A 17,928-nucleotide genomic window follows, 5' to 3' on the forward strand; every position below is an offset into this window, starting at 1 on the left:
CTCCCTAACTGATAACTGATAACTGTTAACTGATAACTGTGTGATGCTGTTTTGTCGGTTTGGATATGAGAAGCCAAAGAAAATAAGGTGTGCCGATGAGGGCTGTAACTAATCCAGAAGGAATTTCTTGAGGAGCTAGGACAACACGACCCACGATATCAGCTAAAGTTACTAAAATTGCGCCTAAAATCGCCGCTATTGGTAATACTTGGCGGTGTCGATCGCCTATTAATATCCTAGCAGTATGGGGAGCAATTAATCCCACAAAGCTGATAGTTCCCACTGTGGATACTGCCGCAGCTGCCAAAGCAACAGCGATCGCTAATATTACACCACGAGATGCCTGTAAACGCATTCCCAAAATCCGGGGGAAGTCTTCCCCTAACGCCATCAAATCGAGTTTGCGGGCAAATAACCACCCCAAAGGCAGTAAAATCACCGGAAAAGCCAACAATTGCCACACCTCATCCCACTGACGAGCGTAGGTGCTACCAGCTAGCCACACTAAAGCCTGGGCTACCTGCAATTTTGATTTCACCACCAATAGGTTAATTCCAGCCGCACAAAAGGCAGACACCGCAATTCCGACTAATGCTAACCTCGCTGGTGCGACACCGTTTTGCCAAGCGGCTACATAAACCACCCCAAAGGCGACAACTGCACCGATAAAAGCCCCAATTGGGATAAATGTCACAGGCGTATTAGGTATCATTACTATTACCAGCAAAGCTCCAAAACCTGCTCCCGAAGTAATACCCATAATTTCGGGGCCAGCTAGGGGATTTCTCACTACTCCCTGCAACAATAAGCCACTGATAGCTAAAGCTGCCCCTGCTAATAATGCTACTAGTAGGCGGGGTAGGCGTAAGTATAAGACAATTCTTTCTGTGAGAGCGTCACTGTTACCATTAATGACTTGAATGAGTTGATGAATATTTAAATTAATATTGCCGAGGGATAGTCCTAAAACCAGCACAAATAATAAGCAGAATAACCCACCTAAAAGTAAAACAGGATATGAAAAACGGGGTTTTATAAGTATTTTTAAACCATGATTTCCACCGGATTTAGTCAATAAACGAGGCGATGAACGCACTAGCCAGACTAAAAACGGTGCGCCCAGTAAAGCTGTGATTCCACCGGCAGGTAATTCACTGGATATTTGTTGTGCAACTGTATCAGCAGCTAGTAAAAACACTGCTCCCCAGATTGCGGCAGATGGTAATAAAATCAGGTGTCGCCGACATCCCATTAATTTGACTACATGGGGTGCAACTAAACCGACAAAGCCAATTGTCCCGACCACACTCACGGCTACAGAGGCTAAAAATACAGCTAGGAGGATACTGCATAAGCGTGTCCACTGCACTTTTGATCCCAAAGAACGAGCTAAATCTTCGCCTAGCAGTAGGACATCTAAGGGTTTGGCAATTGTGAAAACTGCGATCGCTCCTAATAATACTCTAGGTGCAGCATAAATACTTCCCTGCCAATTGGTTTGTACGAGGGAACCCGCACCCCAAAAAAATAAATCACTGGTTTCGTTTTCGTATAACAGTTGTAAAGCGGAAGTGAACGCCGCTAAAGCTAGGGAAACTGCCATTCCTGAGAGGGTTAGCCTAATGGGGGTGATGTCTTTACCGACAGCAGCTATGGTGTATACAAGTAACGCCGCTAATAAACCACCGATAAATGCGATTAACAAAGGCGACCAAGCAAATATTTGTGGTGCAAAGATGGTGGTGGCGGTGACGGCTAAATAAGCGCCAGCATTTACTCCTAACGTTGCGGGTGAGGCTAGGGGGTTACGGGTGACTGTCTGGAATAATGCGCCGGCTATTCCCAAGGCTGCACCTGCTAATATGCCAATTACGGTGCGGGGTAGTTTGATGTAACGCACGATGTTATGTAGGGCGCTATCATCTGGGGTGAATATGGCGGTGATGACGGTGGTGGGATGTTGGTTGATGTGGAGGATGAGGAGTGTTAGTAGTATTAGGGTTCCTGTGATTAGGGGGCGAGTTTTGAGCATGGGGGAAGGTTTAAACGCAGAGGTACGCGGAGTTTAACGCAAAGGTACGCGGAGAGTGTCAGTTAGGGATTTGATGATTTTTTCTATTAATATTTGGGCTGATAGGTGTCCGCCAAATAGCCAAGTGTCTGGTGCGATCGCATATAATCTTTTTTGTTGGACAAATTCTAGTCCTTTCCATACGGGGTTGTTTTGTAGTTGTTGTTGGTAGGTACTGTTGGGTGCTGGTATGTAGATGAAGTTGGCGTTTTCTACTTTTGGTAGTGCTTCTACCCAAACTGTATTGAAGCCAAAACGGTCAAATTTACCTTTCCAGGTGTTGTTTAAGCCGATGGCGGTTAGTATTTGTGCAGCCATTGAGTTATCTGTGAACAGGCGCATTTGAGGGGTGTTTTCACTGAATTGTGCTAGGACAAAATCAAGTTTTTCAGTATTTTGGATGCGGGTGGCTGCTTTTTGGATCGTGGTTTGTGTTTGCTGTATTACTGTTTCAGCTACATCTTGACGGTTGACACGTTCAGCAATTTGTCGGAATGTTTGCTGCATTTCATCTAGTTGACTCAGTTCTCCCGCCGATGGATAGGGGTTAAAGAGTAAAGTGGGTGCGATCGCAGATAGGGTATCGTAAATGGTTTGATGTCTTAACTCTACACCTAGTATTAAATCAGGTTTTAATTGCGCGATCGCTTCTAAACTCGGTTCTTGGCGTGTCCCTACATCAACTACACTGTCAGCTAAGGATGGTTGTACATTCACATATTTTTGATAGCCCCGGATATCTGCAACCCCTACAGGTTGCATTCCTAAAGCTAGGAGGTTTTCTGCATACACCCATTCCAGGGCAACTACTCTGGTGGCAATTTTGCTAAAATTTTGGGGACGGGGAGAACGATTACAAGCTACGGTGAAGGCGGAAGCTGTCGCCGCAGTTAAAAAGTTACGTCTGGTAAATTTGCTCATTTTGCTATAGCTATCCTATTTGAATTTATCGTTCGCGTAGCGTGCGCGAAGCGCATACCGCCAAGTCGCCAAGGTCGCCAAGTGAAGAAGTAAAGAGGTTCAGAAATGATTTAGGACTGCTATAAGGGACTTCCAAAAAATAAATTATCCCAATAAACGAACCGCAGAGACGCAGAGGACACAGAGTTATGAGACCTTGAGAGATTTTTTACGTTAGGTGATTGGGTGTTTTTTTATTTGGAAGTCCCTAAACTAATTCGTAATCTTTAATCCTTAATACCCAATCCCTAGATGACAAGGTAAACAGGTAGGATAGCCATTGATTGGATGAGGAATTACTGTCATTTCCACATCGAATACTTGCTGAATTGTACTGGCTGTGATCACTTCTTTTGGTGTGCCAACGGCGACTACTGTTCCTTGTTTGAGCATGATTAGGCGATCGCTATAAGCTGCGGCTTGATTTAAATCGTGCAACACCCAACCAACTGTGATTCCGTGTTCTTGGTTGAGTCGTCGCACTAAACCTAAGACTTCTATTTGATGGCGGATATCTAAAAATGTTGTCGGTTCATCCAGTAATAATACTTGGGTTTGCTGTGCTAAAGCCATCGCTATCCAAGCCCTTTGACGTTCCCCACCAGAGAGGCTATCTACTATTCTGTCTGCTAGGGGTTCTAATCCCGTTACAGCCAAAGCCCATTCCATCGCTGCAATATCTTTTGGAGAAAAACCCCCTAATAGATTCTGATGGGGATAGCGTCCGTAACCGATTAATTCCCACACAGTCACACTGGGCGGTGCTTCTGAGGATTGGGGTAATATCGTTAATTGGCGTGCTAACTCTTTTGTGGGTATCTGGGTAATATTGCGACCGTTCAAATAAATAGCACCCTTATTTGCGGGAATAAGTCTTGCAAGGGTGCGTAACACGGTACTTTTCCCCGAACCATTCGGCCCCAGTAATGCGGTAATTTCTCCCAGAGGAAATGTTACTGAGAGGTCAGCAACGATGATTTTACCATCATAAGCAATTTGCAGATTTTGAGATGCGATCGCCGACAATTCCTGACCTCCTGATATTTAATAGCTTTTGACACCAAGCGGCTAGAAGTCGCAGCTACACAGATACAATTCTCTGTATTTTTACTCCTAACTCAGCACTGTTTGTTGAAAACTCTAACAACTAAGTAGGTAGGCGGAAAAATTTCAAGGTATGTCATTGCGAACGGAGCGTAGCGGAGTGAAGCATAAGACCGAAGCGGTCACGCTCCGCGAACGCAAGGGTTTTGAGGTTGTTACATTTTGTTACATAGTTAGGTTTATTTGTGCCTACCTACTTATATAGCTAATCTAATTGTGAATATCTTTGTCAAGTATTTGCTTTCATATTGATAATATTTACCAGTTTTATAGCATTATCTACTGTATACAATAATTTGCTCCCGTTTTTGCTCAACAGGCGATTGCCCTTATTTAGCCTATCAGAAAGGGAGAGCTAAAAAATTTTCCATAAACTACTTGTGTAAATTCTGGAATAGAGATATTTTGATAAAACCAGCCACTACTGCCAATATAAATCAATAATTATCTGCGATGGATTATCACTAAACATAATCCAGTTGCGAATTTTAGGTGCGAAGTGAACATGAAACCCGCAAAAATCCTTTTTATTCTCTTACTTACAGGCTCTGTTTGGTCATTAATCAACCATCCTGGCAAAAGTCAGGAAGCAGAGAAAATCAAAAACTCATCCCCTGACACCCATTTATTGACACAATCTCCAGCACCTAACGCTCAGAAATTAATTCAAGTAACTGGCGTGAGGGTTGTGCCTACAGATCAAGGTGTAGAGGTGATATTAGAAACCACCGCCGCCGAAGAATTACAGGTATCAACAGAAAATCAAGGCAATAGTTTGATTGCTGATATCACTAACGCTCAACTGAATCTGTCTTCAGGAAATACATTCAGCCAGGACAATCCAGGCACAGGTGTCACTGCTGTCACCGTCGTTAATCAAGATGACAATACCATCCGGGTGACTGTGACGGGTGAGCAAACCATTCCCGAAGTTGTATTATTTGATAGTGATACAGGTTTAATTTTAGCTTTCACACCTACAGAAGTAGTCGCCGATTCCCCAACACCACCAGAAACACCATCAGAAACGCTACCAGAACCTCAAATCCAATCAGAAGCGGATCAACCGATTGAATTAGTAGTAACAGCAACGCGTACAGAAGCACCGATACAAAATGTACCGCGTTCAATCACGGTAATTAATCGCGAACAAATTGAGGAACAGACCAGCCTTTCCCGCAACTTAATCGAAACTTTGGGTAAAACGGTTCCGGGTTTAGCACCTCCAGCACAAGGGGCGAGTAATTTTGGATTAACTCTACGCGGAAGAAATCCCCAAGTTTTGATTGATGGTGTTCCCCAATCGACAACTCGAAACGCAGCGCGTGATTTGAGAACCATTGACTCGGCGGCCATTGAACGAATTGAAGTAGTGCGCGGCCCTAGTGCAGTTTATGGTGATGGTGCGACAGGGGGTGTGATTAACATCATTACACGGCGACCAACTACAGAAAGTTTGATTTCGCGGACAGAATTAGGTGTGAGTGCAGCTTTAGGTAATTTGGAAGAGGAAAGTTTTAGCACCAACTTACAGCATTTTCTCTCAGTGAGACAGGATAATCTCGATTTTACCTTTAACTTTGGACTGGCGAAAACCGGCGGATTCTTTGATGCGGAAGGCGATCGCATTCCTTCTGATCCTAATGGCCAAGGTGGCTTTTCAGATGCTTCTAGTTTTAACTTATTTGGGAAGTTCGGTGTTGATTTAGATGCGAATCAACGTGTACAACTAACTTTTAATCGCTTCGACGAAAAGCAAGATACAGATATTGCTAGTGACCCCAGTGTTAATACTACCCCTGGAAGACAAAAGGCGCGTGCTTTGACAGGGTTGAGTTTGGATGAAAAACCAGGGAACGAAAACACTTTTTTCAACTTGCAATACAGCCATGACGACTTATTTAATAGTAAGTTGCAAGCACAGTTATATTACCGAGATTACCTGACCCGCTTCTTTCCCTTTGATGCTCGTAATTTTGCCAGTTTAGGTAACGAAATCTTTCAATCACGGGTGGAATCAGAAAAGTATGGCGGACGCTTGCAGATTGAAACGCCTCTATTTGACCAGGGTGCGGCTAAAATACTTTGGGGTGTGGATTACTCCCAAGAAGATACATCCCAACCTATATCTGTATTTGATCAAGATGCGTTTGTGGCCAGTGGGGGGTCAGCATTTCGCAAAACAGGCGATCGCTCTTGGACTCCGCCTTTAGAATTAAGCAGTCTGGGATTATTTGCTCAGTTAAATTGGGAAATAGGCGATCGCATAGTATTAAATGGTGGTGTCCGCTACGAAAATGCAGATGTGAGTGTGAATGATTTCAGCACCTTAGCTAATCCCAACTCAATTATTCCCGGTGGTGATTTAAATTTTGATGCGACTTTGTTTAATATCGGTGCAGTCTACGCCCTGAACCCAGAACTGAGCGTCTTTGCTAACTATGCTCAAGGTTTCTCATTATCAGATATTGGTTTAGTCCTCCGCAATGCCCAACCAGGATTTTCTGTAGAATCTCTGAATCCAGAACCACAAAAAGTAGATAACTATGAAATTGGGATTCGGGGACAATGGGATTCTGTCCAAGCATCTGTTGCTGCTTTTTATAACGAGTCGGACTTAGGTACAACCTTCACTGCACCGGGGACTGTAATTCGCGCCCCAGAAAGAATCTATGGTTTAGAAGCAGCAATTGACGCACAAGCTAGTCCTACATGGCAATTTGGCGGGACATTCACCCTGATTGGTGGGGAAATTGATAGCAATAATGATGGCGATTACGAATCCTTAGATGGGTTTAGAATTCCCCCCTTAAAACTGACTGCGTATGTAGAAAATGAGACTTTACCCGGTTGGCGAAATCGTCTACAAGCTTTGTTCTCTGGTAATCGAGAAGTCTTTGCTAATAACACTACCGCCTTTGGTAGAAGACCTGTAGAAAGTTATTTGACAGTGGACTATATTAGCAGCGTGAAACTCGGCGCAGGGACATTACAAGTGGGGTTAGAAAACCTATTTAATAGTCAATATTTTCCCGTAGTTTCACAACTGCAACCCAATGATAGTGCCTACGCTGCGGCTAGGGGTAGAACTGTGAGTATTAAATATTCTGTTGATTGGTAAGCGCGTGGGAATTAGTTGCATCCTGAGGACAGGTAAAATGTGCATCCCACAAGACATTCAGAAAGAGCTTTAGGGAATGAAAAAGGGAGCAACGCAAAAATGTGAGAGCGAAAGCAAAATATTCTAGATCCCCCTAAATCCCCCTTGAGAAGGGGGACTTTGATCACTTAGCCCCCCGTATTAAGGGGGGTTGGGGGGATCAATTGTTCAATTTTTGCACACACCCCTACAAAAGAATTTAACACTTCTTGATTAGTAAAACGAACAATTATTAATCCATATCCTTCTAATATTTGTGTCCTTTCTCGATCATAATTTTGCGCTAAATCTGTACTATGGCTTTCCCCGTCTACCTCTATTACAAGGCTTAAATTTGGATAATAAAAGTCAACAATAAAGTTATCTATAGGTCTTTGACGATGTACTCGAAATTGAAAAGTTTTTAAGTAATCATACCATAGCTTTTTTTCTGCTTTCGTCATATTTTTTCTCAGGGTTTTAGCCCTTTCTACCAGTTGTGGATTATAAGGTAAATGGAAATTGCTGATTTTCATAAGTTTGACCCCCCCTAGCCTCCCTTAAAAAGCTACCGTGTACACACAAGTCTTATCAAGTTGCCTCATCACGTTTTGATCCCCCCTAGCCCCCCTTGAGAAGGGGGGAATTTTTCTTAAAGTCCCCCTTTTTCTACGCCGAAGGCGCATCCCCGAAGGGGTTTAGGGGGATTTAGGGGGATCTAAAACGTTTTGCTACTAAAAAGAGGACTCTAATTCCTAGTTTCACTGAGCAACGCCCAAATTTTTCTTGTGGGATGGGTGTCCCCACTCATCCCCTAAAAACCAATGGCTTTGTCAAAGCGGAGAATTTCCAAACTGCGATCGCCATAAACTCCCTCTATTTGCTGACGACAGCAGTCAATGGCAAAATCGTCAAGTTCTTCTGGCTCAATTTCGTACATATCCTGAAATATTTCTGGTTCTACACGACAGAACCGGGGACGATTTGCATAGATACTGCATTCTCGGCTGGTATGATCGAAGTTAATACACCATCCGCCTTCGCCTACCATGCTCAGGTATAGTTCTAACTCGGCTGGTGAGAGATACTCTGCTAAATCTGGACGCTCTGCGGGGTCAAGGTTACAACAAGCCCCACATTGTTTAACACATTGCCAGTTTGCCATTTTATTGCTTTTCCTATAATTTTGTTAAGTAAATTAAATCTAACAGCCCACGGCCAGATATGATTAATGGCGAGTTTTGCAACTGAGTTTCTGTATCTATTTTGAAAAATTAAGAGGACAAGGGAAAAATGTTTGATACTTTAAGCAATCTTAATTGGGAAGTCATCTTCCAACTAGCTTCCGTTGGACTAATCATCATTGCTGGCCCAGCAGTAATCTTTGTACTGGCGTTTCGCAACGGCAATATGTAAACGGCAGAGTGCTGAGTGCTGAGGATATTGAACACTCATAACTCAGGACTCAGCGGACACTGAGCGTAGTCGAAGTGTGCCGATAATGCCTGAAGAGCAGCGTGGATAATGTTGTCATACTGTGGTTGAGATAAATCAACCTCTTTGGAGTCTTGACGATTTTTGCCTAATAGACCATTTGTATGTCCTGGTTGCATGACTAAAACTTTGCCTTCAGGATTTTTAATTCTTAATTCTGATAAAACATCATTTTTATAGATACCACAAGTATAATTTCGCTGCTGGTATTGAAAGTTAGCTTTTAATGGACTAGCAGAGGACTGGTTAAACAGATGAGATAGTGTTAGCTGTGGGGAATTAATGGCTGGCTCGCTAAAATGCTCATTGGGAAGTCTCACACCGAGTAATTCTAACTCAATGGTAGTATTGCCGTTGAAGTGATTCTCTCGCAGCTTGTAAGCAATATCGACTCGCGGCGGTAAGGGAAAATAGTCGCCCCAACGCCAGGCGATCGCTTTAATTTTATACTGTTGATCATGAATAGTTTGGCTCAGTGTCAATTTAATGTGACCTTTACCCACGATTTTTTGCTCAATGACTTGCACCCCAGATGTCCAAAATAAGGGGTCGGGGTTCTCCATACCACAGGGATGTAGAGCATTAATTTGTTGGTAAAGCTGCTGATTAAGTTGATGTAGACCAGCTTCAGCATCAATTCTGAGTAGTGGTTTCAGGTGTTGTAGTTCTAGACACTGATTAGCAAACTCAGATAAACGCGATCGCAATATCTCCAAATTCTCGGCTGGGAAAGAAAAACCGCCGGCGGCTTTGTGTCCGCCAAATTTACCTAGCAAATCGTGACAATATTGTAACGCTTCAAACACGTTAAACTCAGGAATTCCACGAGCCGAACCCCGAATATGTCCCTCATCCTCATAAGTGCCAATAAATACAGGCACACCGTAGCGTTCCACCAAGCGAGAGGCGACAATCCCAATTACACCGTGATGCCAATCCGGTCGCACAACCACTAATACACGGTGTTTGGGGAGAGAAGATACAAACACTTCTTCTACATAACTTATTGCCTCTTGTTCAATTTCCTCGCACATTTGCTGACGGCTAATGTTTGTTAACTCACATTGGGTAGCACGTTCTAATGCGATCGCCATATCATCAGTAGTTAATAATTCAATCACAGTCTGAGGATCACCAATGCGACCAATAGCATTAATGCGTGGCCCCAAGCGAAAACCAATATCTTCAGGCTTTAAAGATTTGGCAGATGAGACAGAGGTCTTTCCCTCTGCTCCCTGCTCCCCTACCCTTCGGGATGCTACGCAAACGACTGCGCTCAGGGCAAGCCTGCTCCCTGCTTCTTCGCGCACCTGCAACCCAGCTACTTGAATTAACGCCTTAATTCCTGGTAAATCAGATTTAGGTAAATGCTTTAAACCACGTTTGACCCAGCGACGGTTCACCCCCGTTAAAGGAGCTAAGTCTGCAATGGTTCCTAGTGTAAATAAGGCTAACATCGGCTGAACTAAGCCTTTAATCTCTCCTAACTGTTGCGCTAAAGATACCGCTAAAATGTAGGCGACACCTACACCCGCAACACTCCGATAAGGTGAAGATTCGGCGATTAGTTTCGGGTTGAGAATGGCGTTAGCTGGGGGAAGTTTTGGGGGGATGTCGTGGTGGTCTGTGACAATCACATTCAGACCGAGTTCTCTAGCTCTAGCAATAGGTTCATAAGCAGAAATCCCATTATCTACAGTGATAATTAGTTCTACACCTTCACTGTGAAATTCTTCGACAATGCGGTTATTAATTCCATAACCATCGTGCATCCGGCTGGGAATAGCATAATTTATTTGCGCCCCTAAACTGCGAAGACTACGCAACAGTAAGGCCGTGCTAGTCATACCATCAGCATCATAGTCACCACAAATGGCAATTTTAGCTTGGGATGCGATCGCCTGTTGCAATAACTCCACACTCGCTGCTAAATCGGGAAATTCTTCTAAGGGTGAAGGTAAGACTAAAGACTCTGGATTTAAAAATCCTAGTGCTGCTTCTGCTGTTGTAATACCACGATTAATCAATAACTGACCAATAATCGGGGAAACATTGGTCATCATCGCCAAATTTTGGGCAAATTCTGGTTGCTGGGGATAAATTTCCCAGCGCTGATTAGGTAAATGCTTATCAGGTGTGATCGGTTTTGGGAAAGCTTGATCTAACATCAATTATCAGTTGTGAGCAAGTCTAGGTAGGGGCGGGTTTAGCAATATCCCCGTTAATCATCAAGGATATCTGTGAACCCGCCCCTACTCATAACATTTTTTGCTCACTTAAAATACATCAACCCGACCATCATTCAGGATATACACAGAGCGATCGCCTGGGAAACTCTCATTAGGACGTAATTCCACTTGTAATGTCCCAAAGTTAGGTTTCGAGACATTCGCTTTTATCGATAAACCCGTATCATCCCAAAAAATCAGAGAAATATTTGGTTTTGTCCCGTGTCCATGCTCCAAAATTAATTCCTCTCCTGGTTGTAGGGAAATAGTATCAGTGGCGGCTGGTTTTTGTAATTTCAGCAAGCGGGGAGTGCGATTAACAACTTGAACTCTAATGAATTGACCAGGCGTAAATTGCATGGGACGCGGACCACAGTTAGAAGCGCAAGTTCCCGCTAAGGTGACTTGTGAAGCATTAGTTGATGTTAATAGTAAAGCTGTAGCGATTAAAGTTGCTGGTATTAAGTTAGTCATTTAACTCATGTTTATAAGAATACACTAGCCTAACACCGCACTCAGAAGTTTGAGTAGTGGTAAATTTATTTGATTAACGCTCTTAGAGAGAACCACCTCTGGGTTAAATACCGCAATTCGTCTAATTGTAGGGGCGGGTTTAGAGATATGATTCATGATTAACCAACATATTTGTAAACCCGCCCCTAATCGTTGAACTACTCCCCCTTCATCTATTGCCAAGGAAAGATTTCCAAATGAACTGTTGCTTTATTCCCCAAAACCTTTTTCCCTCGTTCAGGTAAGACAATATCAGCTATAAAACCATTTGCATTAGGATTAGGATTTATGGGAATGTGTGGTGTTTCATTTTCATAATTCCAGGCGTACTTAGCCTCATATACACCATCTAGGACTGTGACATCGACAATGAGATAGTCAGACCAAAGAGGTAATTGATCTATATGGCTACCAAATAGCCAGTCTCGCTCTTTTTTGACAAAGGAATGCAATGCTAATTTAATCGCATATCTGCACGTACCATCACCACTAGCTGAGTAACTGGGAACCATGAAAGCTGTAAATAGTGGAATGGGTTTTTCCCTAGTTAACTCTAGTGTGATGGGACAATAATGATCAATTGCTTGTTCATGTATAGCAACAGGAAGACCACGCAAAGCAGATCGGACTTCCATCTGATAAAAAGTATCTTTGCGATCGCTTAATGCGACCTGATTCAGAGACAGTTTTACTTTAATATCACCAAATAAAAATCGTTGCAGATTTTGATAAGCTTCTTCCGAGTTGACCATTCCATAACGTCCACCATGAGTCCGATAAATATAGGCGCGATGCGATCCTCTGACATAGGCTTTTTCAATCTGAACCAGACCATCACTTTGAGGTCCGACAGTCTTCTGTGCAGCACCAAAAGCTACATCGTAATCACGGGCATTTGTACCAATAATACAAAAAACTCGGTCTGTGGGAAAAGCGTTATCAAGGCTTTGGGCATCAAAATTATCAGGTAATAAAAGTTTTTGCTGTGGTTTAGGTGTTAAATATTCATACATCCGCCGGGGGCCAAAGTCATCACTATTATTTAATCTGAGTGTGTCTCTAATTTTTTCGAGTATGCCACCACCGAGTTGAAAATGAATGCCACCATGAGGTGTACCATAAGTAAATAACTTATCAACGTGATCAATAGCTTTCTCGTTATTTTCGGGATAAATCTTTTGCATGAGACTGCGACAAACAAGACCCCCCATAGAGTGGGCAATTAAGTAAACTTTATTAGCACCTGTCTTAGATTTAACAGTCTTGATCAAGTCTCTTAAACGCTCTGCTATTTGCTCTATTGTCAATCTGATAGCTGTCTGAGAACCAAAGCTTTCGGTGGTTTCATCATAAAAGCGGTAGATCCAAATAGATTTTGGGTTTTTGCTCAACTGCTGATCATGATGGTCGAAAACAGGACGATAACCGTGATCAGTTATTAGCCGTAGCAGTGGACTCTCGAAAAAAAACTGCTCTGGATTTCCTTGCACACCTACCCGAATATGTGCCGAGCCATAATTGAATCCATAAAACGGATCTTCAACCGCTTCCTCAACGTTTCTATCTGAGCCAGCATATCCACGCACATAGATAATTGGTAAATATTTCATTTCTTCTAAAGTTAAATTTAGTTTGCAGCTACAGTTGCAATTAAAAACTATCAGAAGATAGATTTTTTGAGATGAATTTGTTAGATTTTTTATTATTATTTGGGCTGAGATCAGCAAATTGAGCATTTGCCGCCCCAAAATAGTAGGGCAATGACATTACAGGTATTTTCAGGTAAATAAACCACACGTTAGGGGCGCAAGGCCTTGCGCCCCTAGGACAGATTTGGTTCCAATACATGAAAACTGACGTAAAAACTAGTAATTCGTCAAATTTTAACTGTATTTAATACTACAGCTATCATTTGAAAATACATATATAGTTAAAAAACATCTATCTAAAGAGATAAATATTGCAATTTAATGAAAAACTGGATCACGAAATCTGACTGTTCACGGGATCTGGCAAACCCCTCTCCAAACCTCTCCCCTGCAAGGAGAGAGGCTTTAAATTTTCCCCCTTCCCTACTAGGGAAGGGGGTTAGGGGGTTAGGTTCCGCGTTAGCTTTTCCACATAACGTGAAAAGTCGGATCACGAAATTAGTAATGTGCATAATCTTAGTGTGCAATTTGCTACTCAATATTAATTACGCAGCAGCCAGCCAAGTTTCCTCTCCTGATGTGCAGCAATTAACCCTACTCCCAGAAATTGAGAACTTTGGGAACAATATGAAGGAAGATTGGCCTCGATTTCGTGAGGTAATTAAAGCCACAGATAAATTAGCAGGACTGTTCACTCTATATTCCAGTCAGGAATCCGGCAAGATTTACTGGGAAATTACACCAGAACAACTAAATAAAAATTACCTGGCGACAGTGACATTAGAATCAGGTATTGGCGAAAGTGGTCTTTATAGTGGCTTACCACTTTCTGACTTTCTCTTCTACTTTCGGCGAGTCAATAATAATTTACACTTTGTGGTGCGGAATGTGAAATTTCGTGCAGAACCACATCAACCAGAACAGCGATCGCTTGCTCGTTCATTTAGTGACTCGGTTCTGTATTCGCTGCCAATAGAAAGTATTGATTCATACAGTAAAAATATTTTAATTAATCTAGATAATTTGTTAATGCAGGATTTTCCTGGATTAACCCCCTTATTAAAATACTCCTTACAGGCTGATTATCGCCTAGAACAAAGCAAATCTTACTTTGGTGCTATCAACAGTTTCCCAGAGAATCTAGAAATTGATGCAATTTACGGGTTTTCCTCACCAGACGGAGCAAATTTAATTACCTTACCTGATAGCAGAGCGCTGACTCTGCAAGTACATTACAGCTTTTCCCAACTCAAAGAAAATAACGGTTATATTCCCAGACTTGCTGACGACAGAGTGGGATATTTTATTACAGCTTTCCAAGATTTTGCTGACCATAACGACTACAAACCATTTGTACGTTACATCAATCGTTGGCATCTAGAACCATCCGACCCTGATGCACCTATATCTCCACCGAAAAAGCCGATTGTGTTTTGGATTGAAAATGCTGTTCCCCTGTCTTACCGTGACGCAATTCGTGAAGGTATCTTAATGTGGAACAAAGCATTTGCCAAAGCCGGATTCCAAAATGCCATTGAAGTCCGACAAATGCCAGATGATGCTGATTGGCAACCAGCAGATATCCGCTACAACACGATTCGCTGGTTCAATTCTCTGGATGCAGGCTTTGCTAGAGGGCCAGTGCGCGTCAACCCGTTAACTGGGGAAATATTGGATGCAGATATTATCGTAGATGCCAATATGGTGCGCTCAATTCAGCACGAATATCGCGCCTTGATGGCAAAAAACCAATGTCCAGGTAATTTATCTGCAATAAGCAGCTTATCGAATGATATCTGTTATGGGATGGAGTCTTCAGAGCAAGCAGCGATGGGGGCGTTAGTGTTATCAATTTTGCAAAACACTACACCGAGTAGTGAAGCAATGCAGGATTATGTCCATCAATATTTACGTTCTTTAATAGCTCACGAAGTTGGGCATACTCTCGGTTTACGCCATAACTTTCAGGGTAGCACCATGTTAGCACCCGAAGATTTAAATAATCCCGAAATCACTCATACCAAAGGTTTAGTAGGTTCGGTGATGGACTATTTACCTGTGAATATAGCACCACAAGGAATCGTGCAAGGTGACTATTTTCCCGTGATTGTTGGCCCTTACGATGAATGGGCGATAGTCTATGGTTATAAAACTAATCTTCACCCAGAATTAGAGAAAAGTTTTTTAGAAGAGATTGCTTTAGCATCGCCTCAAGCTGAATTATCTTACGCCACTGATGAAGATATTTGGGATATTAATCCTTTGGCAAATCTTTGGGATATGAGTAGCGATGTCCTACTGTATTCTCAGGGGCAAATGGATAATGCTCGTGTAATGTGGCAGCGTCTTGATAAGGATTATTTATCACCAGGAGAAAGCTATAGTAACCTACGGGTTTTATTTAATCAAATCCTGAAATACTATTTTCGGAACGCCACCTTATTGCCTCGATATATTGGTGGACAATCATTTCAGCGTCTCCATCTGAGTGATGATCCTGACTGGGCATTTGTACCAGTTTCGCTGCTAAAACAACGTCAAGTATTGACAAAATTACAAGAATATGTTTTTGCTGAAGATGTTTTCAATTTTTCACCGCAATTACTGAATCAGTTAGCACCGTCACGCTGGCAACACTGGGGTAATTCTGTACCCTATAACCGCCTTGATTATCCTATTCACGAAACAATTATCAGGTTCCAAAGCGAAATATTACGATCGCTCTTGGATGGCGATCGCCTGAATCGGTTAAGAGATATAGAATTAAAATCTCCGCCTGGAGAAGCACTTTCTATCCCCGAACTGTTTGACACCTTGCAACAAAGTATCTGGACAGAAGTATTAGCCCCAGAGAAACCACAGACAATTTCCAGTATCCGCCGTTCATTGCAACAAGAACACTTAAATATTTTGCTAGAAATCATATTGCATCCTACAGACACACCCGAAGATGGTCGCACAATAGCTTGGTATAAAATATGTCAACTGCAAAAAGCTATTGATATCAACCTTAAAGAATTTGGTGCAAAACTGGATATTTACACCATAGCTCACTTACAATTTGCAAGCGATCGCGTAAGCGCTGTTGCAAAGCAGATCGCATCACCAAAACATTAAACGCCCAATTAATCTCCCACTAATCGACCCCCGCGCCTTCCAACCAAATCTCCACGTCATCTGCGAGTAACTTCTCTGCTGCTTCCACCATAGATGCAGCGATATCCTTCAAATCTTCGCGATTATTCAAGTAAGTTTTCAGCGCTGACCTGGGGTCAATACTACTACTAGCGGTCAATTCCGGAATTCTGGGTCGAGCCAACTGGCTGACTAATTCTGCTTGAATCGTGTAATTGTGGGCTGGAGTTAAGGCTGTATGAATAGAAGCGCTATCAATTATATCCATCTGTTCCGAACGGAGTTTATAAATTAACCGCACCACAGCATCTTCAATATTATATTTAGCGATCGCTTTCATTAAAGCAGCTTGCGGATCTTCGGCTTTAGATATATCCACCTCTATAGTGCGGAAAGTCCGAACCGGTAAAGGACAAAATTCCCAATGAACGCTTCCTCGCTCCAGTTCTATCATCACATAGCCTTTATCTTCCTTTTCTTCACTAAAATCAACCCGCTCGATACTTCCGGGATAAATCACCGGCGGGTTATTGGATTTATTCAAATTTTGGTGACGGTGGACGTGTCCTAATGCCACATAATCAAAACAAGGTCGCGTCAACAAAGATAGAGGTAAAGTAAAACCCTTACCCACGGCTAAAAAACGCTCGGCTCCTAAAGTCGCATTGTCAGCCATCAAGTGAGCCAAAAGCACAGTTGGAACTTCAGGGTCAAGACGGCGAATTTCTCCTTCTAAAACCACTTTTAACCGTTCTGTTAATAATTCATTGACTTCAGCCAAAGACGATTTTTCTGTTTCCTGACGAGTCATCAAGGTAGAACGGGTGAGCCAAGGTAAGGTAATTACTTGGACTTTGCCATTACGAGTTTCAATACTGTGAGTTGTTACAGTATCACCCACCACAAAACCCTTAACTCCCAAGGTGCGGTAAATATTTAAACTCGCTCCTCCCGTTCCTTGAGAATGTTGGTCATGGTTCCCGACTAACAGCACTGTGGGAATATCTGCATCCACAAGCCGACGAAACTGACTGGCAAAAGCTTCTTGCACATAAGGCGGTGGTGTAGCATCAGGAAAGGCATCACCGCCAAATATCACCAAATCCACCGTATCTTCTAGCGCTCGGTCAATACATCGAGATAATGTCTTGACAAAATCCTCTAATCGTGTATTTAATCCCGTCGCCGGATTCATGCGTCCGTGGGAGAAACCGCTTCCTATATGGATGTCGGAGAGATGCAGGATTTTAATCATATTTCTCAGGTGGTGAACAATTTTAGATTTTCAATTTTTCAATGAGTTGTCTTATTCCTTAAGTTTATGGTGGGTTACGGACTATCGTCCTAACCCACCCTACAAATTGGAGATTTTATTCCTGGGAAGTCTTTTACGGTTTTTCAGGTAAATACTCTCATATTTACGAATAAACTTTACAATATCTTAAGTTTTATAGTGTTTTTGTAGATATTTATGCGGTTACTGATAATTTAAAAGAATCATAAAACTCAGGATTTTACAAAAAATGAATAATTCAAATCTGCCTAATCAATTCGGTCAATCGATGATTATGGGTGCTTTAATCATGTTGACCAGCGTTAGCATTATTGCCATCATGAACGTGTTTTAAGAACTGT

The 17,928-nt window shown here is 42.4% G+C and carries 13 protein-coding genes; 3 read left to right on the forward strand and 10 right to left on the reverse strand.

The features are described from left to right. Nucleotides 1-25: 25 nt before the first annotated feature. The 3 genes from fhuB to ACM0OW_RS21115 all read right to left on the reverse strand — a co-directional run bounded on the left by fhuB (nt 26) and on the right by ACM0OW_RS21115 (nt 4,057). Entirely contained in the window at nt 26-2,032 is a 2,007-nt protein-coding gene (gene fhuB, locus ACM0OW_RS21105) for a Fe(3+)-hydroxamate ABC transporter permease FhuB (protein WP_414552096.1), read from the reverse strand. A 33-nt stretch (nt 2,033-2,065) separates the two neighbouring features. Continuing rightward, the gene (locus tag ACM0OW_RS21110) at nt 2,066-2,992 is read right to left on the reverse strand and encodes an ABC transporter substrate-binding protein (RefSeq protein WP_414552097.1); all 927 of its coding nucleotides are present in this window, start codon (nt 2,990-2,992) and stop codon (nt 2,066-2,068) included. A gap of 273 nt (nt 2,993-3,265) precedes the next feature. Continuing rightward, nucleotides 3,266-4,057 (reverse strand): ABC transporter ATP-binding protein, encoded by a 792-nt coding sequence (locus ACM0OW_RS21115; protein ID WP_414552098.1) that lies wholly within the window; start codon nt 4,055-4,057, stop codon nt 3,266-3,268. Between the two features lie 583 nt (nt 4,058-4,640). Here ACM0OW_RS21115 and ACM0OW_RS21120 point away from each other — a divergent pair. Further along, nucleotides 4,641-7,256 carry a TonB-dependent siderophore receptor gene (locus ACM0OW_RS21120; RefSeq protein WP_414552099.1) on the forward strand — a complete coding sequence of 872 codons (2,616 nt, stop codon included), beginning with the start codon at nt 4,641-4,643 and terminating at the stop codon, nt 7,254-7,256. Between the two features lie 167 nt (nt 7,257-7,423). Here ACM0OW_RS21120 and ACM0OW_RS21125 read toward each other — a convergent pair whose 3' ends face one another. Next, on the reverse strand, nt 7,424-7,810 hold the full coding sequence (locus ACM0OW_RS21125) for an endonuclease domain-containing protein (RefSeq protein ID WP_414552100.1): 387 nt from the start codon (nt 7,808-7,810) through the stop codon (nt 7,424-7,426). A 278-nt stretch (nt 7,811-8,088) separates the two neighbouring features. Next, complete coding sequence (locus ACM0OW_RS21130; RefSeq protein ID WP_414552101.1) at nt 8,089-8,439, reverse strand: YkgJ family cysteine cluster protein; 351 nt, start codon at nt 8,437-8,439, stop codon at nt 8,089-8,091. A 128-nt stretch (nt 8,440-8,567) separates the two neighbouring features. Here ACM0OW_RS21130 and psb30 point away from each other — a divergent pair, with 128 nt between their 5' ends. Beyond that, the gene (psb30, locus tag ACM0OW_RS21135; RefSeq protein WP_414552102.1) at nt 8,568-8,690 is read left to right on the forward strand and encodes a photosystem II reaction center protein Ycf12/Psb30; all 123 of its coding nucleotides are present in this window, start codon (nt 8,568-8,570) and stop codon (nt 8,688-8,690) included. A 35-nt stretch (nt 8,691-8,725) separates the two neighbouring features. On the opposite strand, the gene ACM0OW_RS21140 is transcribed toward psb30, so the two are convergent. The 4 genes from ACM0OW_RS21140 to ACM0OW_RS21155 all read right to left on the reverse strand — a co-directional run bounded on the left by ACM0OW_RS21140 (nt 8,726) and on the right by ACM0OW_RS21155 (nt 13,119). Beyond that, nucleotides 8,726-10,936 (reverse strand): single-stranded-DNA-specific exonuclease RecJ, encoded by a 2,211-nt coding sequence (locus ACM0OW_RS21140; protein WP_414552103.1) that lies wholly within the window; start codon nt 10,934-10,936, stop codon nt 8,726-8,728. A gap of 108 nt (nt 10,937-11,044) precedes the next feature. Then, a complete protein-coding gene (locus ACM0OW_RS21145) occupies nt 11,045-11,470 on the reverse strand; it encodes a hypothetical protein (protein WP_414552104.1) in 426 nt (141 codons plus the stop codon). 24 nt (nt 11,471-11,494) lie between these two features. Then, nucleotides 11,495-11,692 carry a hypothetical protein gene (locus tag ACM0OW_RS21150; RefSeq protein ID WP_414552105.1) on the reverse strand — a complete coding sequence of 66 codons (198 nt, stop codon included), beginning with the start codon at nt 11,690-11,692 and terminating at the stop codon, nt 11,495-11,497. Next, the gene (locus ACM0OW_RS21155; RefSeq protein ID WP_414552106.1) at nt 11,683-13,119 is read right to left on the reverse strand and encodes a lipase/acyltransferase domain-containing protein; all 1,437 of its coding nucleotides are present in this window, start codon (nt 13,117-13,119) and stop codon (nt 11,683-11,685) included. Before ACM0OW_RS21155 ends, ACM0OW_RS21150 begins: the two co-directional genes overlap by 10 nt. A 399-nt stretch (nt 13,120-13,518) precedes the next feature. On the opposite strand from ACM0OW_RS21155, the gene ACM0OW_RS21160 reads away from it, so the two are divergent. Further along, nucleotides 13,519-16,275: a zinc-dependent metalloprotease gene (locus ACM0OW_RS21160; protein ID WP_414552131.1), complete on the forward strand. Its 2,757-nt coding sequence runs from the start codon at nt 13,519-13,521 to the stop codon at nt 16,273-16,275. Nucleotides 16,276-16,294: 19 nt separating this feature from the next. On the opposite strand, the gene sbcD is transcribed toward ACM0OW_RS21160, so the two are convergent. Further along, nucleotides 16,295-17,548, reverse strand: coding sequence for an exonuclease subunit SbcD (gene sbcD / locus ACM0OW_RS21165; protein WP_414552107.1), 1,254 nt, complete (start codon nt 17,546-17,548; stop codon nt 16,295-16,297). Nucleotides 17,549-17,928: the final 380 nt, after the last annotated feature.

This window comes from Anabaena sp. CCY 0017, from assembly GCF_963920885.1.
In the GTDB taxonomy this organism is placed as follows: Bacteria; Cyanobacteriota; Cyanobacteriia; order Cyanobacteriales; family Nostocaceae; genus Nodularia.

Coding starts and splice junctions, on each gene's coding strand:
- fhuB (WP_414552096.1), bottom strand. CDS start 2,032: ATGCTCAAAACTCGCCCCCTAATCACAGGAACCCTAATACTACTAACA.
- ACM0OW_RS21110 (WP_414552097.1), bottom strand. CDS start 2,992: ATGAGCAAATTTACCAGACGTAACTTTTTAACTGCGGCGACAGCTTCC.
- ACM0OW_RS21120 (WP_414552099.1), top strand. CDS start 4,641: ATGAAACCCGCAAAAATCCTTTTTATTCTCTTACTTACAGGCTCTGTT.
- ACM0OW_RS21125 (WP_414552100.1), bottom strand. CDS start 7,810: ATGAAAATCAGCAATTTCCATTTACCTTATAATCCACAACTGGTAGAA.
- ACM0OW_RS21130 (WP_414552101.1), bottom strand. CDS start 8,439: ATGGCAAACTGGCAATGTGTTAAACAATGTGGGGCTTGTTGTAACCTT.
- psb30 (WP_414552102.1), top strand. CDS start 8,568: ATGTTTGATACTTTAAGCAATCTTAATTGGGAAGTCATCTTCCAACTA.
- ACM0OW_RS21140 (WP_414552103.1), bottom strand. CDS start 10,936: ATGTTAGATCAAGCTTTCCCAAAACCGATCACACCTGATAAGCATTTA.
- ACM0OW_RS21145 (WP_414552104.1), bottom strand. CDS start 11,470: ATGACTAACTTAATACCAGCAACTTTAATCGCTACAGCTTTACTATTA.
- ACM0OW_RS21155 (WP_414552106.1), bottom strand. CDS start 13,119: ATGAAATATTTACCAATTATCTATGTGCGTGGATATGCTGGCTCAGAT.
- sbcD (WP_414552107.1), bottom strand. CDS start 17,548: ATGATTAAAATCCTGCATCTCTCCGACATCCATATAGGAAGCGGTTTC.